A 16,468-nucleotide genomic window follows, 5' to 3' on the forward strand; every position below is an offset into this window, starting at 1 on the left:
CTTGGGTTACGTTCACAAAGTGAGACGACGAGCCGGGACGTGCCGCCGAACGGCCCTACTCCCCGTCCCTCAGCACCGGCCGCGAGGAGTTCACGACGACGATCGCGCTGCTCCCCGCCATCGCGAGCGCGGCGAAGAGCGGGTTGATGAGGCCCGCGGCGGCCAGCGGGATCGCGACGGCGTTGTACAGCAGCGCCCAGCGGACGTTCTCACGGATTCGCCGCCGGGTTCCCTCGGCCAGTTCGAAGACGGCCGGGGCGGTTGCAAGGTCGCCGTCGGCGAGGATCGCGTCGGCGGCGTCGGTCGCGCGGGCGGTCCCGGTACCGAGTGCGATGCCGACGTCCGCCGCTACGAGCGCAGGGGCGTCGTTCGTCCCGTCGCCGACCATCGCCGTCACACCCGCCGCGGAGAGGCGACGGACCGTCGCGACTTTCCCCTCCGGCGGGACGCCGGCGAAGACGCGATCGACGGCAGGATGCTCGCGGAGTTCCGTCGTCGCCGACTCGTCGTCGCCCGTCAGGACGACGACCTCGCGGTCGGCGACGGACTCGAGGACGGCTCGCCACGAGCGCCGGGGCCGATCGCCGACGACCGCGACCGCTCGCGCCCGGCCGGCGTAGCCGATCACCACCGGCAGTCGGCCGCGTTCCCGGGCGACGTCGATCGCGTCACCGAGGTCGGCCGGAATCGGGCCGACCATCCGCTCGACGAGTGTCGGCGTTCCGACGACCACGCGGTCACCGTCAGTGGGCCGCTCGTCGACGCCGTCGGTCCCCGCCCCGCGCTCGTCGAGACCACAAACGACGGCGCTGACGCCCTCACCGGGATGGCGTTCGAAGTCCCGGGCGTCCAGCGCGGTAGTCTCCGTGGCGTGACCGCCGTTCTCGGCGTCGTGGCCGCTCTCTTCGGACAGGGCTGTCGACCCAGCCGCCGTAACGGGGTCGCCGTCCGAAACGGTCCCGCCGCCACGCTCCGCCCCGCCATCGGGCGCGACGGCGTTTGTGGGCCCCGCCAGCTCGTCGTGGTCTGCACCCGCGGCCGCACGGGCGACGATCGCGTCGGCGACCGGGTGGGTCGAGTAGCGTTCGACGGCCGCGGCGCGGTCGATCGCCGCCTCCTCGCCGGCAACCGTGCGGACGGTCATCTCGCCCGTCGTCACGGTCCCGGTCTTGTCGAAGACGACCGTCTCGACGGCCGGCGCCGATTCGAACAACGTCGCGTTCGCCACGACGATCCCCCGTTCCAGGGCGTCCCGAAGCCCGGAAGCGACGGCCAGCGGCGTCGCCAGCCCCATCGCGCACGGACAGGAGACGACGAGGACCGTCAACCCAGTCAGGACGGCGGTGTCCGCCGGAACGCCCCTCGCGACCCGCCAGCCGGTGACGGCGACGGCGGTGGCGAGCACGAGCGGGACGAAGACGGCGGCGAGGCGATCGGCGAACCGCTGGATCCCGGGCGTCTCGCTCTGGATCTCCCACATGAGAGAGGCGATCCGATCGAGCGTGCTCTCGGCGTCGTCGCCGACCGCGCAGACGAGCGCGCTGTCGGTCACGATCGCCCCGCCGACGACCGCGTCGCCGGGTCGCTTCGTGGTCGGCATCGATTCGCCGGTCACGACCGACTCGTCGACGGCGGCCGTCCCCTCCCGAACGGTTCCGTCGACCGGCACCCGTTCGCCGGGACGGACGACGACCGCCTCACCGGGTTCGAGATGATCGACGGAGACGGTCTCGGTCTCGCCGTCGGCGGTCCGCCGGGTCGCCGCTCGCACGCCGGCGCTCGTCACGTCCGCGAGCAGCCCCGTCGCCCGGCGCTTGATCCGTCCCTCGTAGTACCCCCCCAGCGAGACGACCATGATCACGGCGACGGTCACGTCGTAGTAGAGGTGCGTCCGCCCGAAGACGAGCGCGATCGTGCTGTAGACGTACGCTGACCCTGCAGCGATGGCGATCAGCAGGTCCATGTTCGGCCGGCCGACCCGCAGGCTGACGTAGGCACCCCTGAGCACCGGATAGCCGGTGTAGCACAGTACGCCCCCGGAGAACACCCCGAGGAGCGCCAGCGGGACGGAACTCCCGGCGGCCGATCCGGCACCGGTCGAGAGCACGCCAGTCTCGATCCCCACGTAACTCGGGTAGAGGTAGAAGACGTACCAGGGCATGACGAGCATCGAGAGGAACCCACCGACGAGCAGCCGCTGGACCAGCGCCTCGTCGGCACGCGCGTCGCGGCCCGCCCCGTCGCGCAGTCGGGTCTCGTAACCGTAACCCGAGAGAACCGCCGGGAGTTCGTCGCGATCGAGCCGATCCGGATCGTAGATCACGCGCGCGGTATCGGTCGCGTAGCTCGCTTCGACGGTGTGGACGGCCGGTTCGCGCTCGCCTAGCAGCGAGACGAACCCTTCGCAGGTCGCACAGTGCATCCCATCGACCGCGAGGAAGGCCGTTTCGAACCCGGTCGGGACGGCGTCCGTGCCAGCCGCCGGAGAGGCCGCCTCGCCGGCGGCATCCTCCCGAGCCGTATCGCCGACGGAATCCGCCCGGGCCGCCTCGACGCGAGCACGAACGTCGCCACGATCGACGCTGTCGGTGTCGTCCAGCGTCCGACTCACCTCGAGACAGCCGCGACAGCAGAAGGTCCCATCGACGTCCGGATCGATCACCGGGGGATCGGGCGTCGGGAGTTCACAGAGCGAACAGTCGCTCATTGGCGGACGATACAACCTACCCAGGGGTAGCCGTGGTCCCGAACATGGTTGACCGCCACGCTAGTCAGCCCGGCTCCCAACTGGAGAACGGGGCTGTCCTCGCCATCGCCGGTGAGCGGCAGTCACTACGAGTCGCCACCCCAGGACGAACGCCAGCCCGAATCCCACGATGACCACCAGGAAGATCGGCGTTGCACCGCCCGGAAAGAGCGACGTCGATCGGATCGCGCCACCGAGGAGCGAGGCGACGACCCAGGCGCCAGCGACGACGACGGCCGTCCAGGCGAACGAACCGAGCGTGCGCTCGCTGTAGGCGCCGAGAAGCGGCGCGACGAGCAGCCAGCCGATCGCGAACGGCGTCACCGCTTTGACGGTGTAGGTCGGAAACGCCCAGGGATCCAGCCCGTGCCTGGTGAGCCCGTACCCGATGAACGTTGTGATGACGACGAGGTCGAGGACCGGCAACACGGGCGAGCGTGGGACGGTGCGTGCCAACCGACGAACGTGCGCGTGTGACTCGGACATAGGTGGTTCGAGGGAGTGTCGGCCTGCGGCCCCGGTCGGGCCGATCCCGTCGCACGGAGTCTCCCGGCCGTCGTCCGGATCGAGGGGTGGGACCGACACAGAACTACTCCCGAACGTGTTCCGATCGCTCGGTACCGACTTCGACCGACCACGATGGCTGGTCCGTTCGATCACGCCGTTCGAACACTCGCATTGTCGGTGGCTGAGCTGCTCGAACACGCTCATTGTCGGCGATCCTTCTTGTTGATTCCCGCGTGTCGCGTGTGACCCACTACTATTTCAGATCGGCTCGATCACGAGAGAAGGGCCAGGCAAGAAGAACGCCCAGCCGAGAACGGTCGCGTCCCAGACGGACCGAACATGTGGAAGCGACCGGACCCGCCGGCGTGAGCGATGGGCAAGCTGCCCCGAAACCCCGCCACTCCAGGGTTCGAGTCCGTGAGGACCCACTGGCGGAACACCCGAGCCCTCGGCGGGTTATACTGTGTGTCTTTTTATAGGTTTAAGAGGACGAACCGAACAGCTACACAGCGTTCTCGTTGTCATGGAATCATCTTCAGGGTTGAACATATGTAGTCCCCTACTACCGCATGTAACAATGACTTCCCTCTCAATCGATCGACGACGACTCATGGCTGCGATGGGCGCGACCAGTGCGGTAGCGTTAGCGGGCTGTCTCAACAGTGAAAGCGAGCCGAAACAGACGAGCGAACCGACGACCAAGACGAGCGACGAGGGGCTCGACCCAGCGAAACCGACGGACGTCGACCGGATCGCGGCCGATCCGACCGACCTGCCCGACCCGGTCGACTGGTCGTCCCCGCGGACCCACGAGATCGAAGTGACGACGACCGAACGCATCGCCGAGATCGAACCCGGCGTCACGTTCAAATACATGACGTTCGACGACCAGGTTCCAGGGCCGATGATCCGGGTCCGACGCGGCGACACCGTCCGGCTCACCCTGACGAACGCCGCCGAATCGGCGGTCGTCCACAACATCGACCTCCACGCCGTCTACGGACCCGGCGGCGGCGCGGACGATACGATGGTCGACCCGGGCCAGTCGGCGACGATCGAGTTCAAAGCGATGTACCCCGGCGTCCACGTCTACCACTGTGCGGTCCCGGACATGGACATGCACATCAGCGCCGGCATGTTCGGCGCGATCCTGGTCGAGCCCGAGGACGGCCTCCCCGAGGTCGACCGCGAGCTGTACTTCGGGCAGAACGAGATCTACACGAACGGCGCCGCTGGCGAGGATGGTCACCACGAGTTCGACTACGACGGGATGACCAGCGAAGAACCCACCTACGTCGCGCTGAACGGCGAGGCGTACGCCTTCACCGAGGGTGGCTACGGGCCGATCACGGTCGACAAAGGAGAGCGGGTTCGGCTCTTCTACGCCAACGGTGGACCGAACCTCACCAGTTCCTGGCACGCCATCGGGAACGTCTGGGAGACCTACTACCCCAACGGCGCGCTGGCCTCCGATCCCGACCACTACGTCGAGACGGCGCCGGTCGTCCCCGGATCCGTGGCCACGGCCGTGATCGACACGCCGGTGCCCGGGCCGATCAAGCTGGTCGACCACGCGCTCAGCCGAGTGGTCCGCAAGGGCATGCTCGGCGTGATCCAGGTGGAAGGCGAGGCGGAACCGGAGATCTTCAACCCGGAGCCCTGAGCGGGTGACGAACCCGCCGATTCAGAGCGGTCGCGGACCGACGACCGGCCCGCGAACGGACGGATAGTGCAGTCGCCCACGACACACGCCATGACACCCAACCGCCTCACTCGACGCGACGCACTCGGCACTAGCGCCGGCCTTGCCGGTATCGTTCTGGCCGGGTGTCTCGACCGAGGCGACGAGACGACCGAGACGGCCGAACCGGAAAACGCGGGCGAACTCGGTACCCCGACGGACCGGATCACCGTCACGACGACGTCCCGACCGTTCCCCGAGTTCGATCCCCAGATCGTCCACGTGAGCGTGGGCGCCACCGTCGAGTGGGTCGTCGAGACGGGTCGCCACGACGTGGCGGCCTACCACCGCGACACCCACCCACCCCATCGGACGCCCAACGGGATCGAACCCTGGGGCAGTGAGCGGCTCAGCCAGCCCGGTGAGACGTTCGAACACACGTTCGAGCGCGAAGGAGTCTACGACTACGTCGACACCCAGCAGGTCTGCACCTCACACGAGGTCGCGGGCAACATCGGACGCGTCGTCGTCGGCTGGCCCGATCCCGACGCCGAGCCGGCGATGAACGACCCGCCCGAGGACATGCCCCAGCGAGCCATCAACGCGCTCAGTATGTTCAACGAGGAGACGCGGCCGGTGCTGGACGCCGGACCGTGACGATCGATCGGCCGGCGGAACCGACGGCCCGAAACAACCCGACCCGAGGCAAGACGATGAACGTGAACAGACCGACCGTCGACAGACGAACGATGCTGCGGCTAGCGGGAGCGACCGCGCTCAGCCTGCCACTCGCGGGCTGTATCGAACGGATTGGAGATGAATCGGGGGCGGCCCGCGACGACCTCGTACTGGCAGCCCCAGCGAGTCACGACCGCGCTCGCGAAACGGACGTCCCGCACCCGATCTACGGCGACGACCTCCCGGAAGCGACCGTCCAGGCCCCGCTACACGACCGCTCGGTGACGACCACCGAGTTCGTCGGCGACCGGGCGACGATGCTGACGTTCGTCTTCACGAGCTGTACGACCGTCTGTCCGGGACTCACCTCGACGCTCCGTCGGATCCAGGCCGATTCGATCGATCGGGGCTACGCCGACGAGATCGCGTTCCAGACGGTCACGTTCGATCCCGAGTACGACACCACGGACGTCCTCAGGGAGTACGGGGAGAAACAGGGCGTCGACTTCGACGTCGGGAACTGGTACTTCCTCCGGCCGGAGACGCCCGCGCGAGCTAAATCGGTCGTCGAGGACACGTTCGGCGTCGCGTTCGAGCGCGCGGACGGGAGCGACCCGACCGAATCGGAGCACGAGACGACCGGTGACGATCACGACGGGATGAACGGGAGCGACGGCGAAACGGGCGATACCGACCACGACGGAACGGACGAAAGCGACGGTGACACCGACGAGACCCACGACGTACGCGGAAGCAACCACCGTCACTTCGTTCACACCTCGCTGGTGTTGCTGGTGAACAGAGACGGGCTGGTCGAGCGAGCCTACGCTGGCGGGCCGCCAGCCCCACGAACCGTGCTGGACGACGCCCGCACGGTCGTCGAGGAGGGATGATCGTGCGACGACGCGAGCTGATTGCAGGCGGCGCTGCACTGGCCACCCTCGGCGGTGCCGGCGCGCTGGCCGTCACCGACTGGCAACCCGGATCGGACGGCGAGGGAGTCGATCCGGTCGAACTCGCGGCGATCTCCGGGCAGGCCGAGGGGGGAGACACCGTTACCGTCCCCGAGCGCGGTCGAGTGAGTCTGGTCGAGCTGTTCGCGACCTCGTGTGACGTCTGTTCGCGTCAGATGGCGCCGCTCGGCCGCGTCGCAGATCGCGTCGGCGACGACGTCCAGGTCGTCTCGGTGACGAACGAGCCCCTCGGCGGGACGATCACCCGGGCGGACGTCGCCGACTGGTGGACCGCTCACGAGGGAACCTGGCCCGTCGCCCACGACGCGGACCTCGACCTCACGAGTGCGCTGAACGCCGTGAGCGTCCCCTACACGGTCGTTCTCGACGCCGAGAACAGGGTCGACTGGCGCCACAGCGGCTACGCCGACGACGCGACCCTGCTCGACCGGCTCGAGGAGGCCCGGGCGTGATTCCCGCCCACCACCGCGACGGTCGGGGCCGGCCACGGGCGCACGTGAACCGCCCCGCATATCGAGGGGGAACCCATATGACACCCGAGGACGAAACCCCAGTGAAGCCGACATGGAGAGCGAGTCAATGAAGGAGTACGAGTTCACGTGCCCGGCGTGCGGCCAGCAGATCGAGATCAACGGGCCGATGCGGACGGCGATTCTGTCGAACGGCTGTCCCATCTGTTCTGCGTCCGTCGGTGACGACAATTTCGCCCCGGCGTAAGCACCGTCGACTCACCAGTTCGTTTTGCGAATCGCCGTGGCTGCGCCTCCACCCACGTTTTCCGGGGACCGACGTCTGGCGGAGCAGTTCGGCGTCGAAAATCGACCGCCAGGCGGGCGCCTCACTCGCTTTCGTCCCGATCGATCACGGTCCGGCGACCGCTCAGATCCACCGGTTCGAGCGTGTAGAGTTGAATGTCGAGATCCGGCTTCGAGTTCGCCCAGATCTCGAAGAGCGGTCGCTTCGCCTCGCCGTACTGCTCGATCCGATCGACGGTGAGGGCCTCGGGTGGCACTTCCGTCAGCGAACCGACGGCGACGACGCTCTGATAGGTCGATGCCGCGTGGTTCTCGTCGTAGACCACCAGCCTGGCCCGCGGCGACGAGGAGAGGTACTCGCGCTTCTCGCTCTCCGGCGTCGAGACCAGTCGCAGATAGAACACGCGCTCGTCCGGATCGTAGCCGTACGAGATCGGAATCGCGTAGGGTTCGTCGTCGCGGGCGAGCGAGAGGACCCCGGTCTCCTGCCCGCCGAGGAACTCGTCCAGTTCGCCCGCCGTCATTTCCGTTTCCCGTGCGAGTGACATCGTCGTACGTTGCTCGTGCGCCCGGGCCATCTTAATCCCACCGTCTGCCCCCGAACCGCCAGTCCGGTCGGCGAACCCGGGCGAGCGCGCTCTACGCGCTCGGATCGAGCACGTCGTCGAGCAGTTTGCGCTGGGCGGTGACCAGGTGTTCGGTGAACGTCGACTGCGAGATACCGAGTTCGGCCGCGAGTTCCGACGCGTTGGCGCCCCGGGGTCGTTCGAAGTAGCCGTTCTCGTAGGCGGTTTCGAGTACCTCCCGCTGACGGTCGGTGAGTTTCCCCCGGTTGACGAAGACGCCGTCGTCGGGCGTCCCCTCGAGCGGTGGCTGGAGCAGCCGTCTGACGTCGACCGACGGGAATCGCTCCCGCAAGTCACCCATCACGTCCTGAAGCTGGTCGAACGACTCGGCGTGGAAGACGAGCGTCAACTCCCCGTCGTCCGCGACGTATCGATGGACGGGACAGCCGTACGACCCGAGACACGCGCACGGACAGCCGTCGGATTCCTCGTGAGCCGTGCGGTAGATCGCGGTCGATCCGTACGAGAACACGGCCTCGTCAGTGGGTTCGTCCGCAGCGGACGTCGCGTCTGTCGCGGATTCGGCGTCCGCAGACGCAGCGTCGGCGTCGGGGCCATCATCCACTGTCTCGGCATCGACGGCAGGTTCGTCCGCCGCAGCGAGGTATTCGGTGACGCTCCCACTCGAGGCGGCCGGTGAGACGCTCGTCGACGTCTGGTCGATGACCGAGCCCGTCCGCGCCGATTCCCGGGCGATCGGACAGCCGTCGGGCGCCGTGATCGCGACCGTCGCACGTATTCCCTCGCCCATTCGTGTCCGGCGTTGGGGTCGCGCTCCCTTTAGTCCAGTGGTGGCACCACTCCGCTGGTGACCCAGGGGCGGTCGCTCTCCTCGCAGACGGGGCAACGCCGGTGTGCCAGCGTGTGGATTCCAGCCACGCGAGAACGCACCCCAGGGCCTTATCCGTGGGCCGACTACGTTGCAATAGACCATGGGAACTACCCAGCACTCGACGTTCGTCTGTCCGGAGTGTACCTCGTCGTTTGTCGTGGACGACGACAAGCGAGCGGCGCTCGTCGAACACGGGTGCGTGCGCTGTGGCACCGCACTCACCCCCGACGCGTTCGCCTGAGCGGCCCCGTTACGCCGGAGTATATAAACCACCCCCAATAGCGGTGGTGTCAACTCGTCTCCCTCCGGTCCCGACAGTGTAGTATGAGCCAATCCATGCAGGCGCCGACCCGGACCCCGAAGACGCCCTACTCGACGACCACTCCCGACTACGACGTCGCCGCCGTCGTCAGTGCGTTCGACGACCCGGCCTGCCGGCAGATCCTCGAAGCGACCAGCGGCGAGGCCCGTTCCGCGAAGGAAATCGCCGAGACCACCGACCTGGCGCTCTCGACGACCTACCGAAAGCTCGACGAGCTCGAAGAGACGGGCCTCCTCGAAGAAGGACTGCGCCTCCGACGCTCCGGAAACCACACGGCCGAGTACACCGCCTGTCTCGACGAGTTCGTCCTCTCGGTCTCCCCCGAAGACGGCGTTCAGTTGCGCATCGCCGAGGGGGAATCCGTCGACGGCGTCGGCGCGGTCTGAGTGGATCGCCGATCAGCCGACGAGACGGTCGAGGACGGCCGCCGCGTCGAGTACGGTCGCGAACTCGCCCGCGAGGTGCGCGAGCGCTGTCCGGTGAACGGTGTCCGCGTCGAAGTGCTCGCCGTCGTACGACCGGTCGAACGCGGCCGTGGCGTCGGCGACGAGCGTGACGTCGAATCCGCGATTCTCCGCCATTCGGGTCGTCGTCGAGACGCAGTGATCCGTGGTGAGTCCGCAGACGACGATTCGATCGTGGTCGTTCGCGCGGAGCCAGTCGCCGAGGCCGGTACCGACGAGCGCGCCGTTTACCGACTTCTCGACCTCGTGTTCGCCCGGTTCGGGTTCGAATCCGGTTTTGTACGCGAACCCCGGCTGGCCGGCCACGAGTGGGGAGTCGGGGTCGGTCGAATCGTGGCGAACGTGGACGACCGGGCCCGCTCGCTCGCGCCACGCGTCGAGGAGGTCGCGACCTCGATCTTCGGCGCCGGGATTGTTTCGTTCGCCCCACGTCGGCTCGTCGAAGCCACGCTGGAAATCGACGAAGACGAGCGGCGGGAGGGCCGATCCCGACCGGCTCGACGCGGACGCGTTAGTCATTCACCCACCTCCGCGCTCTCGCTTCCGGAAGCGCCGGAACACGTTTGCGCGGGCGTCGAGCGCTCGATCACGATCCCGGGGTCGATCGACGGGTCGACCTTCGGGTGCTCACGCGTCACCGTGATCGGACACGTCTCGGGCGCCTGCTCCGGCTCCGACGACAGCATGTACTGCAGCCACTCGCGGTCTTCTTCGACGCCCCAGTCTCCAAGGTCTGGGTGGGGTGGAACACCGTCGTACTCGTCCAGTCGATCCTGGATCACCTCGCGGGCGTGCTGGCCGGCGGGCGTGTCCGCGGTGACGTCGAGCGACGCGAACAGCGCCCGCGGCTGGAAAGTGATCTCGAGACCGATCGGACAAAATCGGCTCTTGCGCTCGTCGTAGAACGGAGCCCGGCAAGTGGGGAACATCGGTTCGCCAGCGAAGGAAAACTCCCAGTAGGGATCGTCCGGGTCGATGGGAATGTCGGCCGGCCAAGGATCCGGGTCGTGGACGTGCAGAAACTGCAATACGTGCCAGAGCGCTTCGTGATACTCGGCTTCCGCGGCGACGCTGGCCGACGGCTTGAAGAAGGTCACGAGCGACGCGCGATCGCTGTGCGTGCGAAACGTTTCGATGTACTCCCGGAGGACGTCGCGCAGGCCGAGCAGCGCGTCGGGATCCGTCAGCGAGGGAACGGCTGTGTACAGCGGTTCGCCGCCCCGGACCGACTCCGCCCCAAAGAAGCAAGGAAACGGCGACTCGTTTCGCTCGCCGGTGAGCCCGTCGCGAAACGTCTCCCAGTGAGCGCCGACCCAGTCCGGGAGTTCGCCGGCCTCGTGGCGAGCCGCGAGCGTCTCCTGATCCATCAGCACCTGAAGGCCCGGCTCGTTCATGGTTCGACAAGGGTGCCGGACAGTAACTATCCGTTGATCGGGCGAGTGGCGCCGGTAATCGTCACGCAGCCCCGGGAGTCCAGAATAGCAAGCACAGCGCTCACCACGGTCAGACGGGTAGTCACTGTGAGTGCCGATGGTCGAACACTACGACGGCGTGCTCCTCGCGATCGCACTCCTCCTCGTAGCTGGGGTGCTCGTCGGGGCACTCACCGCGGTGCCGATGCAACTCGCCCGCATCGTGAGCGTCCTCGCCGCCACACCGTTCGTCTACGACGCACTCTTTCGAAATCCGCCGCGGCCGACGGAGCCGGCCCCACGCGTCACCGCGGCCATCGTCTGGCACGCGGTGGTCGTCTGGGCGGTCATCGTCGCTATCGGCTAGCGGCAACGATCACGAACTACCGCGACGCGGTCCGACAACGCAGAAGTCGACAACTCAATCGTGGCCGTTCCCGGTGACGACGACGGGTCGGTCCGTCTCCAGAATGACCGACTGGGCGACGCTGCCGAAGAGCGCCTTCCCGACGGGCGAGCGTTTGCGACCGCCCAGGACGATCGAGTCGACGTCGTGCTCGTCGGCGACGTCGAGAATGTCCGTGACCGTGTCGCCGCTGTCCTCGACGACCCTCGTCTCGATGCCCCGTTCGTCCAGATACTCGGTCGCCTCGCGCACGGAGCCGACGCGCGTCGCCGAGTTGAACTGCTTCAGTTCGTCGGGGAGATCCTCGCCCTCGCCGTGGAAGACGAAGAGCGCGATCGCTTCGACCGACTCGCTCGCGTTCGGGAGGTCGGCGACGTACTGTGCCTGGGCGAGCGCACGGTCTTCGTCTGCGTCGAGTGGTAACAGGACGTGGTACATACCCCCTGATTCGAGCGGTTCGGTATAAAACCAGGCGCCGATTCCGGCCGCCTCGACGGGCTCACCCGGCAGGTCGGCCGGGAACGGCCCCCGACAGTTACGACCCGTCGGCCCGAACTGGGCGTATGGACGCGGTCACCCTGGACGGATTGACGAAGGACTACGGCGAGGTGCTCGCGAACGACGACGTCTCGTTCGCCGTCGAGACCGGCGAGATCTTCGGCTATCTGGGGCCGAACGGCGCCGGCAAGACGACGACTATCCGGATGCTCCTCGGTCTCATCTCGCCGACGGCCGGCTCGGCGACGGTGCTCGGCGCCGACGTACGCGACGAATCGGCGCTCATCGAGGCGCGCCGCCGGATCGGCTACCTGCCCGACGACCCGCAGTTCGACGAGACGGCGACCGGCCGAGAGCTCATCGACCTCCACGCACGCATCAAGGGTGACCGGCGGAGCGACGAACTGGTCGAACTGTTCGAGCCGCCGCTCGATCGCGCCATCCGGGAGTACTCCCACGGCAACGTCCGCAAGCTCGGGCTCGTGCTCACGTTCATGCACGATCCCGAGCTGGTGATCTTAGACGAGCCAACGGGCGGACTCGACCCGCTCATGAAACAGCGCTTCGGCGAGTTCCTCCGCCGGGAGAGCGAGAACGGCCTCACCGTGTTGTTCTCCTCGCACATCCTCGGCGAGGTCAGGCGCCTCTGCGATCGCGTCGCCATCATCCGGCAGGGCCGACTGGTTACCGTCGAGCCGGTCGAATCGCTGCTCGAACGCAGCGGGAAGGTCGTCCGGCTGGTCGCCGCGGACGCGATTCCGCAGTCGGCGCTCGCAGGCGTAGACGGCGTCCACGAGTTGGCGGCTGGCGTCGCCGGGGCTGCGGTTGGACCCGCCGCAGGCGACGAGACGGGCGAGACGGACAGCGCGGGTGCTGGTGGTGAGGGAATTGCCGCCGAAGCCGACACGGACGAGCACTTCCACGAGTATACCTTCACGTACACGGGAGAAGTGGACGCGTTGCTCGCACGCCTCGGCGAGTACTCGCTGCACGACTGTACGATCGAGGAGGCGCCGCTCGAAGACGTCTTCCTCAGGTTCTACGGCGACGAACCCAGTGAGACCGGGTCACGTGCGTCGCCGCCCGCCTCCGACGCCGCCGGAGGTGCGTCGCACTGATGGAGCTCGCTGCCTATTACGGACGAAATCGAGTTCGCGGGAGTGTCTCCCTCGCCCTCGCCATGTCACTGCTCGCGGCGATGGTGATCTGGGTATACCCCTCGTTCGCCGACGCCTTCGGCGAGGACGAGTTGCTAGAGGCCTATCCCCCGCAGGTCCTCCAGGTGTTCGACATCGAGACGATGGGGTCGATCGAGGGGTTCCTCTCGTTCGAACTGTACACGTTCGGCTGGGTGATCCTCCTCGGGCTGTACCTGGCGTACCTGGCCGCCGGGACGATCGCCGACGATATCGACCGCGAACGGACCGACATCCTGCTCACGCTGCCGATTTCGCGAGCCAGCGTCGTCGCCCAGACGTTCGCCGCGCTGGCCGTCCCGATCGTCGCCGTCAACGTGATCACGCCGATCGTCGTCTACGTCAGTACCCGGCTGGTCGACCATCCGATCGGCGCTGCGGATCTCGCCGCGGTGCACGCCCTCTCGATCCCGTACCTCTTCGCCTGTGCGGCGATCGGCCTGCTCGCCTCCGTCGTCGCCGATCGGGCCGCCATCGCCCAGCGAGTCGCCCTGGGCGCCATCTTCGGACTCTACATGCTCGAATCGCTCCTGGAAGGGACCGACTACGAGGCCGTCGGTGCCATCTCGCCGACGCGGTACTTCGACCCGAACGCGATCCTCCTGGACGCCGAATACGATCTCGTCGGGGCGGGGATCCTCGTCGCCGGAACGCTCGTCCTCGTCGTCGTCTCGCAGCTGTGGTTCCGACGGCGGGACGTGTGACGAATCCGCGGACCGTTGGGGTGACGACGAAGCCGAACGTTGACGTGACGGGCCTGCGAAGTATCACTATGTTCGAACGGATTCTGGTGCCGACCGACGGCAGCCCCCACGCGACGACCGCTATCGAGGACGCCATCGAACTCGCGGCCGATCAGGACGCCACCCTGCACGCACTCTCCGTCGCCGACAGCGGCCCGCTCGGCGACGTGCGCCTGCCCGGCGAGGCGGCGAATCCGAGCGAGGCACTGGCCGAACGGGCGCAGGGTTTCGTCGACGACGCCGTCGAACGGGCCGAAGCGGCAGGCGTCGAGGCCACCGGAACGGTCCGGAACGGCCCGCCGTCGTCGGAGATCCTCGAGTACGGTCGCGAGATCGACGCGGACGTCATCGTCATGGGGAGCCGCGGTCGTGGCGGCCTCCACCGCATGGCCGTCGGCAGCGTCGCCGATCACGTCATCCGGTTCGGCGAGTTCCGCGTCCTCGTCGTCGACGCCGGTGAGGACGCCGCCGACGCGTGAACGGTTCGCTAACACGCGTGGACACCGGCGATCAGGATACCAACCGCCCGTCCGACCGCCGGCGGCCTACGTTCGCTCGACGAGTCGGTTGACCGCCCGGGTCCGCTGACCGAACGACCAGCCCACGAGCGCGAGTCCGACGTACAGCGCGATCCCGAGGACGACGTAGAGGGCGGGTACCGCCCGCGGGACGAACCCGTAGTTGCTCAGTCCGCCGGCCAGGAGCAAGGAGAGGACGACGAGGGCGACGCCGATGTCGCCGCCGCGCATGTTCGGCAGTTCCGGCGGGTCCGAGAGGACGCGCCCGAGTGCGTAGAAGAGGAGGGTAAAGGAAAGCCAGCCACTGACGACGATCGGTGCACCTTCGAGTGTGACGTCGAGTCCGTACCGTGGAAGGTATCGCAGGTGGGTAAAGAGCGTCCCGACGACGCCGATACCGAGCAGTATCCAAAGAACCGTATCCGGACGATCGGTCGCCATACTGAACGGTTCGTCGGAGTGTCCGTAAAACGCGCGGTTCGCTCCCGACCGGGCGGGCTCCCGCTCAGTCGGCCGAGAGCGGGGCCTCGGTCCGCTCGGCCGCGGCGTCGACCGTATCGAGCCACTCCTCGGCGTCGAGCGCGGCCATGCTGCCGGTCCCGGCGGAAGTGATCGCCTGCCGGTAGTCGGGGTCCATCACGTCGCCGGCGCCGAAGACGCCCTCGACGGCCGTCTCGGTCGTCATGCCCGTGAGCGTGTCGAGGTGACCGGACTCCGTGAGCGGGACGGGCGTGTCCGCGAGGAAGTCCGTGTTCGGGACGTGGCCGACGCCGTAGAAGATGCCGCCGACGTCGACGGTCTCTTTCGTGACGTCCTCGCCGTCTCGCGGGCCCCCCGCTCGTCCTTCCGCGTCGCCTTGCGACGCGCTTTCCTCGTAGCGTTCCTTCGGGTAGCCCTCGGGGTGAGAGAGGAGCGTCGCACCGGTGACGCCGTCTTCCTGGGAGCCGCAGATCTCGAGGAGTTCCGTGTTCCAGCGGAAGGAAATGTCCTCGTGCTCACGGGCGCGGTCGGCCATGATGTCGGAGGCGCGCAGTTCCTCGCGGCGGTGGACGACCGTCACGCTCTCGGCGAACTTCGTGAGGAAGAGCGCCTCCTCCATCGCCGAGTCGCCCCCGCCGATCACGAGGACGTCGTCGCCGCGGTGGAACGCGCCGTCACAGGTCGCACACGTCGAGAGGCCGTACCCCATCAACTCGTCCTCGCCGTCGGCGCCGACCCAGCGGGCGCTCGCGCCGGTGGCGACGATCAGCGCGCGGGTCCGGAGGCGCTCACCGGAGGCCAGCCCGAGCGTGAACGGCCGATCGTCGAGCGTCGCGTCCTCGACGGTCGCATGGGCGAACTCGGCGCCGAACGCCTGTGCCTGCGCTTTGCCGCGCTGAATCAGCTCCATGCCGCCGACGCCCTCGGGGAAGCCGAGGTAGTTCTCGACGTCGGTCGTCAGCGTGAGCTGACCGCCCGGCTCCGGGCCTTCGAGGACCAGCGGCTCGAGGTCGGCGCGTGCGGCATAGACCGCGGCCGAGAGGCCGGCGACGCCGGAGCCGACGATGACGACGTCGCGGACGGACTCGTCAGTCTCGGCGGACGGCTCGCTCATCGTCTCACCGTTCATGCCGCAGTGTAACCCTCGATCAGGTCGCGGAGCCGGTCCTCCGGCAGCGCGCCGGTCACCTGCTCGGCCTGCTCGCCGGCGGCGAAGAGGACGAGCGTCGGAACGCCACGGACGCCGTACTCGGCCGCCAGTGGCTGGTGGGCGTCGACGTCGACCTTCGCGATTACGGCGTCGGTTTCGGCGGCGAGTTTCTCGAGAGCCGGCTCGATCATCTTGCAGGGCCCACACCAGTCCGCGTAGAAGTCCGTGAGGACCACGTCGTTCTCGGCGACGACGCTATCCAGGTGGTCCTGGTCGTCGATATAGACGGGTTCGTCGGTGCCTGTCTCGTTGGTTGCGGTCGTCTCGGTTGTCATCACTCACCCGTTGGGGCCGAGCGTGTTTAAAGGTTTTGTGAGTGTTGTACAATACAGTGCCACAAAAGTATTCTCGACCGGCGTTCGTCACCTGTACGCACGAAGACGCTCACTTTCGGGTTCCGGTCGACCTGTCGCCCGTGGA

General features: G+C 67.7%; 21 protein-coding genes. 11 read left to right on the forward strand and 10 right to left on the reverse strand.

Annotated features, from left to right (window positions below):
- Positions 1-55 precede the first annotated feature (55 nt).
- Together C479_RS07650 and C479_RS07655 are read right to left on the reverse strand one after the other, a co-directional pair.
- On the reverse strand, positions 56-2,707 hold the full coding sequence (locus C479_RS07650) for a heavy metal translocating P-type ATPase (RefSeq protein ID WP_007700410.1): 2,652 nt from the start codon (positions 2,705-2,707) through the stop codon (positions 56-58).
- A gap of 60 nt (positions 2,708-2,767) precedes the next feature.
- Positions 2,768-3,202 (reverse strand): DUF3054 domain-containing protein, encoded by a 435-nt coding sequence (locus tag C479_RS07655; RefSeq protein WP_241430173.1) that lies wholly within the window; start codon positions 3,200-3,202, stop codon positions 2,768-2,770.
- A 628-nt stretch (positions 3,203-3,830) separates the two neighbouring features.
- Between C479_RS07655 and nirK the strand changes: the two genes are divergently transcribed.
- The 5 genes from nirK to C479_RS07680 all read left to right on the forward strand — a co-directional run bounded on the left by nirK (position 3,831) and on the right by C479_RS07680 (position 7,303).
- Positions 3,831-4,916, forward strand: coding sequence for a copper-containing nitrite reductase (gene nirK / locus C479_RS07660; protein ID WP_049907161.1), 1,086 nt, complete (start codon positions 3,831-3,833; stop codon positions 4,914-4,916).
- 90 nt (positions 4,917-5,006) lie between these two features.
- A complete protein-coding gene (locus tag C479_RS07665; RefSeq protein WP_007700418.1) occupies positions 5,007-5,591 on the forward strand; it encodes a plastocyanin/azurin family copper-binding protein in 585 nt (194 codons plus the stop codon).
- Between the two features lie 56 nt (positions 5,592-5,647).
- The gene (locus C479_RS07670; RefSeq protein WP_049907194.1) at positions 5,648-6,505 is read left to right on the forward strand and encodes an SCO family protein; all 858 of its coding nucleotides are present in this window, start codon (positions 5,648-5,650) and stop codon (positions 6,503-6,505) included.
- Positions 6,502-7,038 carry a TlpA family protein disulfide reductase gene (locus C479_RS07675; RefSeq protein WP_007700424.1) on the forward strand — a complete coding sequence of 179 codons (537 nt, stop codon included), beginning with the start codon at positions 6,502-6,504 and terminating at the stop codon, positions 7,036-7,038. The genes C479_RS07670 and C479_RS07675 overlap by 4 nt, the downstream gene beginning before the upstream one ends.
- Before the next feature lie 127 nt (positions 7,039-7,165).
- The gene (locus tag C479_RS07680) at positions 7,166-7,303 is read left to right on the forward strand and encodes a DUF7560 family zinc ribbon protein (protein ID WP_049907195.1); all 138 of its coding nucleotides are present in this window, start codon (positions 7,166-7,168) and stop codon (positions 7,301-7,303) included.
- Between the two features lie 121 nt (positions 7,304-7,424).
- On the opposite strand, the gene C479_RS07685 is transcribed toward C479_RS07680, so the two are convergent.
- Together C479_RS07685 and C479_RS07690 are read right to left on the reverse strand one after the other, a co-directional pair.
- The gene (locus C479_RS07685; protein ID WP_007700429.1) at positions 7,425-7,889 is read right to left on the reverse strand and encodes a pyridoxamine 5'-phosphate oxidase family protein; all 465 of its coding nucleotides are present in this window, start codon (positions 7,887-7,889) and stop codon (positions 7,425-7,427) included.
- A gap of 91 nt (positions 7,890-7,980) precedes the next feature.
- The gene (locus C479_RS07690) at positions 7,981-8,718 is read right to left on the reverse strand and encodes a helix-turn-helix domain-containing protein (RefSeq protein WP_007700431.1); all 738 of its coding nucleotides are present in this window, start codon (positions 8,716-8,718) and stop codon (positions 7,981-7,983) included.
- 181 nt (positions 8,719-8,899) lie between these two features.
- Between C479_RS07690 and C479_RS15850 the strand changes: the two genes are divergently transcribed.
- Together C479_RS15850 and C479_RS07695 are read left to right on the forward strand one after the other, a co-directional pair.
- A complete protein-coding gene (locus C479_RS15850) occupies positions 8,900-9,040 on the forward strand; it encodes a DUF7560 family zinc ribbon protein (protein ID WP_007700434.1) in 141 nt (46 codons plus the stop codon).
- Positions 9,041-9,123: 83 nt separating this feature from the next.
- Positions 9,124-9,507: a helix-turn-helix domain-containing protein gene (locus tag C479_RS07695; protein WP_049907162.1), complete on the forward strand. Its 384-nt coding sequence runs from the start codon at positions 9,124-9,126 to the stop codon at positions 9,505-9,507.
- A 12-nt stretch (positions 9,508-9,519) separates the two neighbouring features.
- Here the strand turns inward: C479_RS07695 and C479_RS07700 are convergent, their stop codons facing one another.
- Together C479_RS07700 and C479_RS07705 are read right to left on the reverse strand one after the other, a co-directional pair.
- The gene (locus C479_RS07700; protein ID WP_007700440.1) at positions 9,520-10,104 is read right to left on the reverse strand and encodes a cysteine hydrolase family protein; all 585 of its coding nucleotides are present in this window, start codon (positions 10,102-10,104) and stop codon (positions 9,520-9,522) included.
- Entirely contained in the window at positions 10,101-10,979 is an 879-nt protein-coding gene (locus tag C479_RS07705) for a YqcI/YcgG family protein (protein ID WP_007700446.1), read from the reverse strand. Before C479_RS07705 ends, C479_RS07700 begins: the two co-directional genes overlap by 4 nt.
- A 136-nt stretch (positions 10,980-11,115) precedes the next feature.
- Between C479_RS07705 and C479_RS07710 the strand changes: the two genes are divergently transcribed.
- Positions 11,116-11,364 carry a hypothetical protein gene (locus tag C479_RS07710; RefSeq protein ID WP_007700448.1) on the forward strand — a complete coding sequence of 83 codons (249 nt, stop codon included), beginning with the start codon at positions 11,116-11,118 and terminating at the stop codon, positions 11,362-11,364.
- A gap of 54 nt (positions 11,365-11,418) precedes the next feature.
- Here the strand turns inward: C479_RS07710 and C479_RS07715 are convergent, their stop codons facing one another.
- Entirely contained in the window at positions 11,419-11,841 is a 423-nt protein-coding gene (locus tag C479_RS07715) for a universal stress protein (protein WP_007700450.1), read from the reverse strand.
- 125 nt (positions 11,842-11,966) lie between these two features.
- Between C479_RS07715 and C479_RS07720 the strand changes: the two genes are divergently transcribed.
- From C479_RS07720 to C479_RS07730, 3 genes are all read left to right on the forward strand, one after another.
- The gene (locus C479_RS07720; RefSeq protein WP_007700452.1) at positions 11,967-13,019 is read left to right on the forward strand and encodes an ABC transporter ATP-binding protein; all 1,053 of its coding nucleotides are present in this window, start codon (positions 11,967-11,969) and stop codon (positions 13,017-13,019) included.
- Positions 13,019-13,801: an ABC transporter permease subunit gene (locus C479_RS07725; RefSeq protein WP_007700456.1), complete on the forward strand. Its 783-nt coding sequence runs from the start codon at positions 13,019-13,021 to the stop codon at positions 13,799-13,801. The genes C479_RS07720 and C479_RS07725 overlap by 1 nt, the downstream gene beginning before the upstream one ends.
- Before the next feature lie 68 nt (positions 13,802-13,869).
- On the forward strand, positions 13,870-14,319 hold the full coding sequence (locus tag C479_RS07730) for a universal stress protein (protein ID WP_049907196.1): 450 nt from the start codon (positions 13,870-13,872) through the stop codon (positions 14,317-14,319).
- 66 nt (positions 14,320-14,385) lie between these two features.
- Here the strand turns inward: C479_RS07730 and C479_RS07735 are convergent, their stop codons facing one another.
- The 3 genes from C479_RS07735 to trxA all read right to left on the reverse strand — a co-directional run bounded on the left by C479_RS07735 (position 14,386) and on the right by trxA (position 16,323).
- The gene (locus C479_RS07735; protein ID WP_007700460.1) at positions 14,386-14,799 is read right to left on the reverse strand and encodes a hypothetical protein; all 414 of its coding nucleotides are present in this window, start codon (positions 14,797-14,799) and stop codon (positions 14,386-14,388) included.
- Between the two features lie 64 nt (positions 14,800-14,863).
- On the reverse strand, positions 14,864-15,952 hold the full coding sequence (locus C479_RS07740) for an NAD(P)/FAD-dependent oxidoreductase (protein ID WP_049907197.1): 1,089 nt from the start codon (positions 15,950-15,952) through the stop codon (positions 14,864-14,866).
- 11 nt (positions 15,953-15,963) lie between these two features.
- Positions 15,964-16,323 (reverse strand): thioredoxin, encoded by a 360-nt coding sequence (gene trxA, locus C479_RS07745; protein ID WP_007700463.1) that lies wholly within the window; start codon positions 16,321-16,323, stop codon positions 15,964-15,966.
- Positions 16,324-16,468 lie beyond the last annotated feature (145 nt).

The organism is Halovivax asiaticus JCM 14624 (assembly GCF_000337515.1).
GTDB classification, from domain to species: domain Archaea; phylum Halobacteriota; class Halobacteria; order Halobacteriales; family Natrialbaceae; genus Halovivax; species Halovivax asiaticus.

What these genes read in the sequence shown, in the direction of transcription:
- C479_RS07650 (WP_007700410.1), bottom strand. Translation starts at nt 2,707, where the DNA reads ATGAGCGACTGTTCGCTCTGTGAACTCCCGACGCCCGATCCCCCGGTG.
- nirK (WP_049907161.1), top strand. Translation starts at nt 3,831, where the DNA reads ATGACTTCCCTCTCAATCGATCGACGACGACTCATGGCTGCGATGGGC.
- C479_RS07665 (WP_007700418.1), top strand. Translation starts at nt 5,007, where the DNA reads ATGACACCCAACCGCCTCACTCGACGCGACGCACTCGGCACTAGCGCC.
- C479_RS07670 (WP_049907194.1), top strand. Translation starts at nt 5,648, where the DNA reads ATGAACGTGAACAGACCGACCGTCGACAGACGAACGATGCTGCGGCTA.
- C479_RS07675 (WP_007700424.1), top strand. Translation starts at nt 6,502, where the DNA reads ATGATCGTGCGACGACGCGAGCTGATTGCAGGCGGCGCTGCACTGGCC.
- C479_RS07680 (WP_049907195.1), top strand. Translation starts at nt 7,166, where the DNA reads ATGAAGGAGTACGAGTTCACGTGCCCGGCGTGCGGCCAGCAGATCGAG.
- C479_RS07685 (WP_007700429.1), bottom strand. Translation starts at nt 7,889, where the DNA reads ATGTCACTCGCACGGGAAACGGAAATGACGGCGGGCGAACTGGACGAG.
- C479_RS07690 (WP_007700431.1), bottom strand. Translation starts at nt 8,718, where the DNA reads ATGGGCGAGGGAATACGTGCGACGGTCGCGATCACGGCGCCCGACGGC.
- C479_RS15850 (WP_007700434.1), top strand. Translation starts at nt 8,900, where the DNA reads ATGGGAACTACCCAGCACTCGACGTTCGTCTGTCCGGAGTGTACCTCG.
- C479_RS07695 (WP_049907162.1), top strand. Translation starts at nt 9,124, where the DNA reads ATGAGCCAATCCATGCAGGCGCCGACCCGGACCCCGAAGACGCCCTAC.
- C479_RS07700 (WP_007700440.1), bottom strand. Translation starts at nt 10,104, where the DNA reads ATGACTAACGCGTCCGCGTCGAGCCGGTCGGGATCGGCCCTCCCGCCG.
- C479_RS07705 (WP_007700446.1), bottom strand. Translation starts at nt 10,979, where the DNA reads ATGAACGAGCCGGGCCTTCAGGTGCTGATGGATCAGGAGACGCTCGCG.
- C479_RS07710 (WP_007700448.1), top strand. Translation starts at nt 11,116, where the DNA reads ATGGTCGAACACTACGACGGCGTGCTCCTCGCGATCGCACTCCTCCTC.
- C479_RS07715 (WP_007700450.1), bottom strand. Translation starts at nt 11,841, where the DNA reads ATGTACCACGTCCTGTTACCACTCGACGCAGACGAAGACCGTGCGCTC.
- C479_RS07720 (WP_007700452.1), top strand. Translation starts at nt 11,967, where the DNA reads ATGGACGCGGTCACCCTGGACGGATTGACGAAGGACTACGGCGAGGTG.
- C479_RS07725 (WP_007700456.1), top strand. Translation starts at nt 13,019, where the DNA reads ATGGAGCTCGCTGCCTATTACGGACGAAATCGAGTTCGCGGGAGTGTC.
- C479_RS07730 (WP_049907196.1), top strand. Translation starts at nt 13,870, where the DNA reads ATGTTCGAACGGATTCTGGTGCCGACCGACGGCAGCCCCCACGCGACG.
- C479_RS07735 (WP_007700460.1), bottom strand. Translation starts at nt 14,799, where the DNA reads ATGGCGACCGATCGTCCGGATACGGTTCTTTGGATACTGCTCGGTATC.
- C479_RS07740 (WP_049907197.1), bottom strand. Translation starts at nt 15,952, where the DNA reads ATGAGCGAGCCGTCCGCCGAGACTGACGAGTCCGTCCGCGACGTCGTC.
- trxA (WP_007700463.1), bottom strand. Translation starts at nt 16,323, where the DNA reads ATGACAACCGAGACGACCGCAACCAACGAGACAGGCACCGACGAACCC.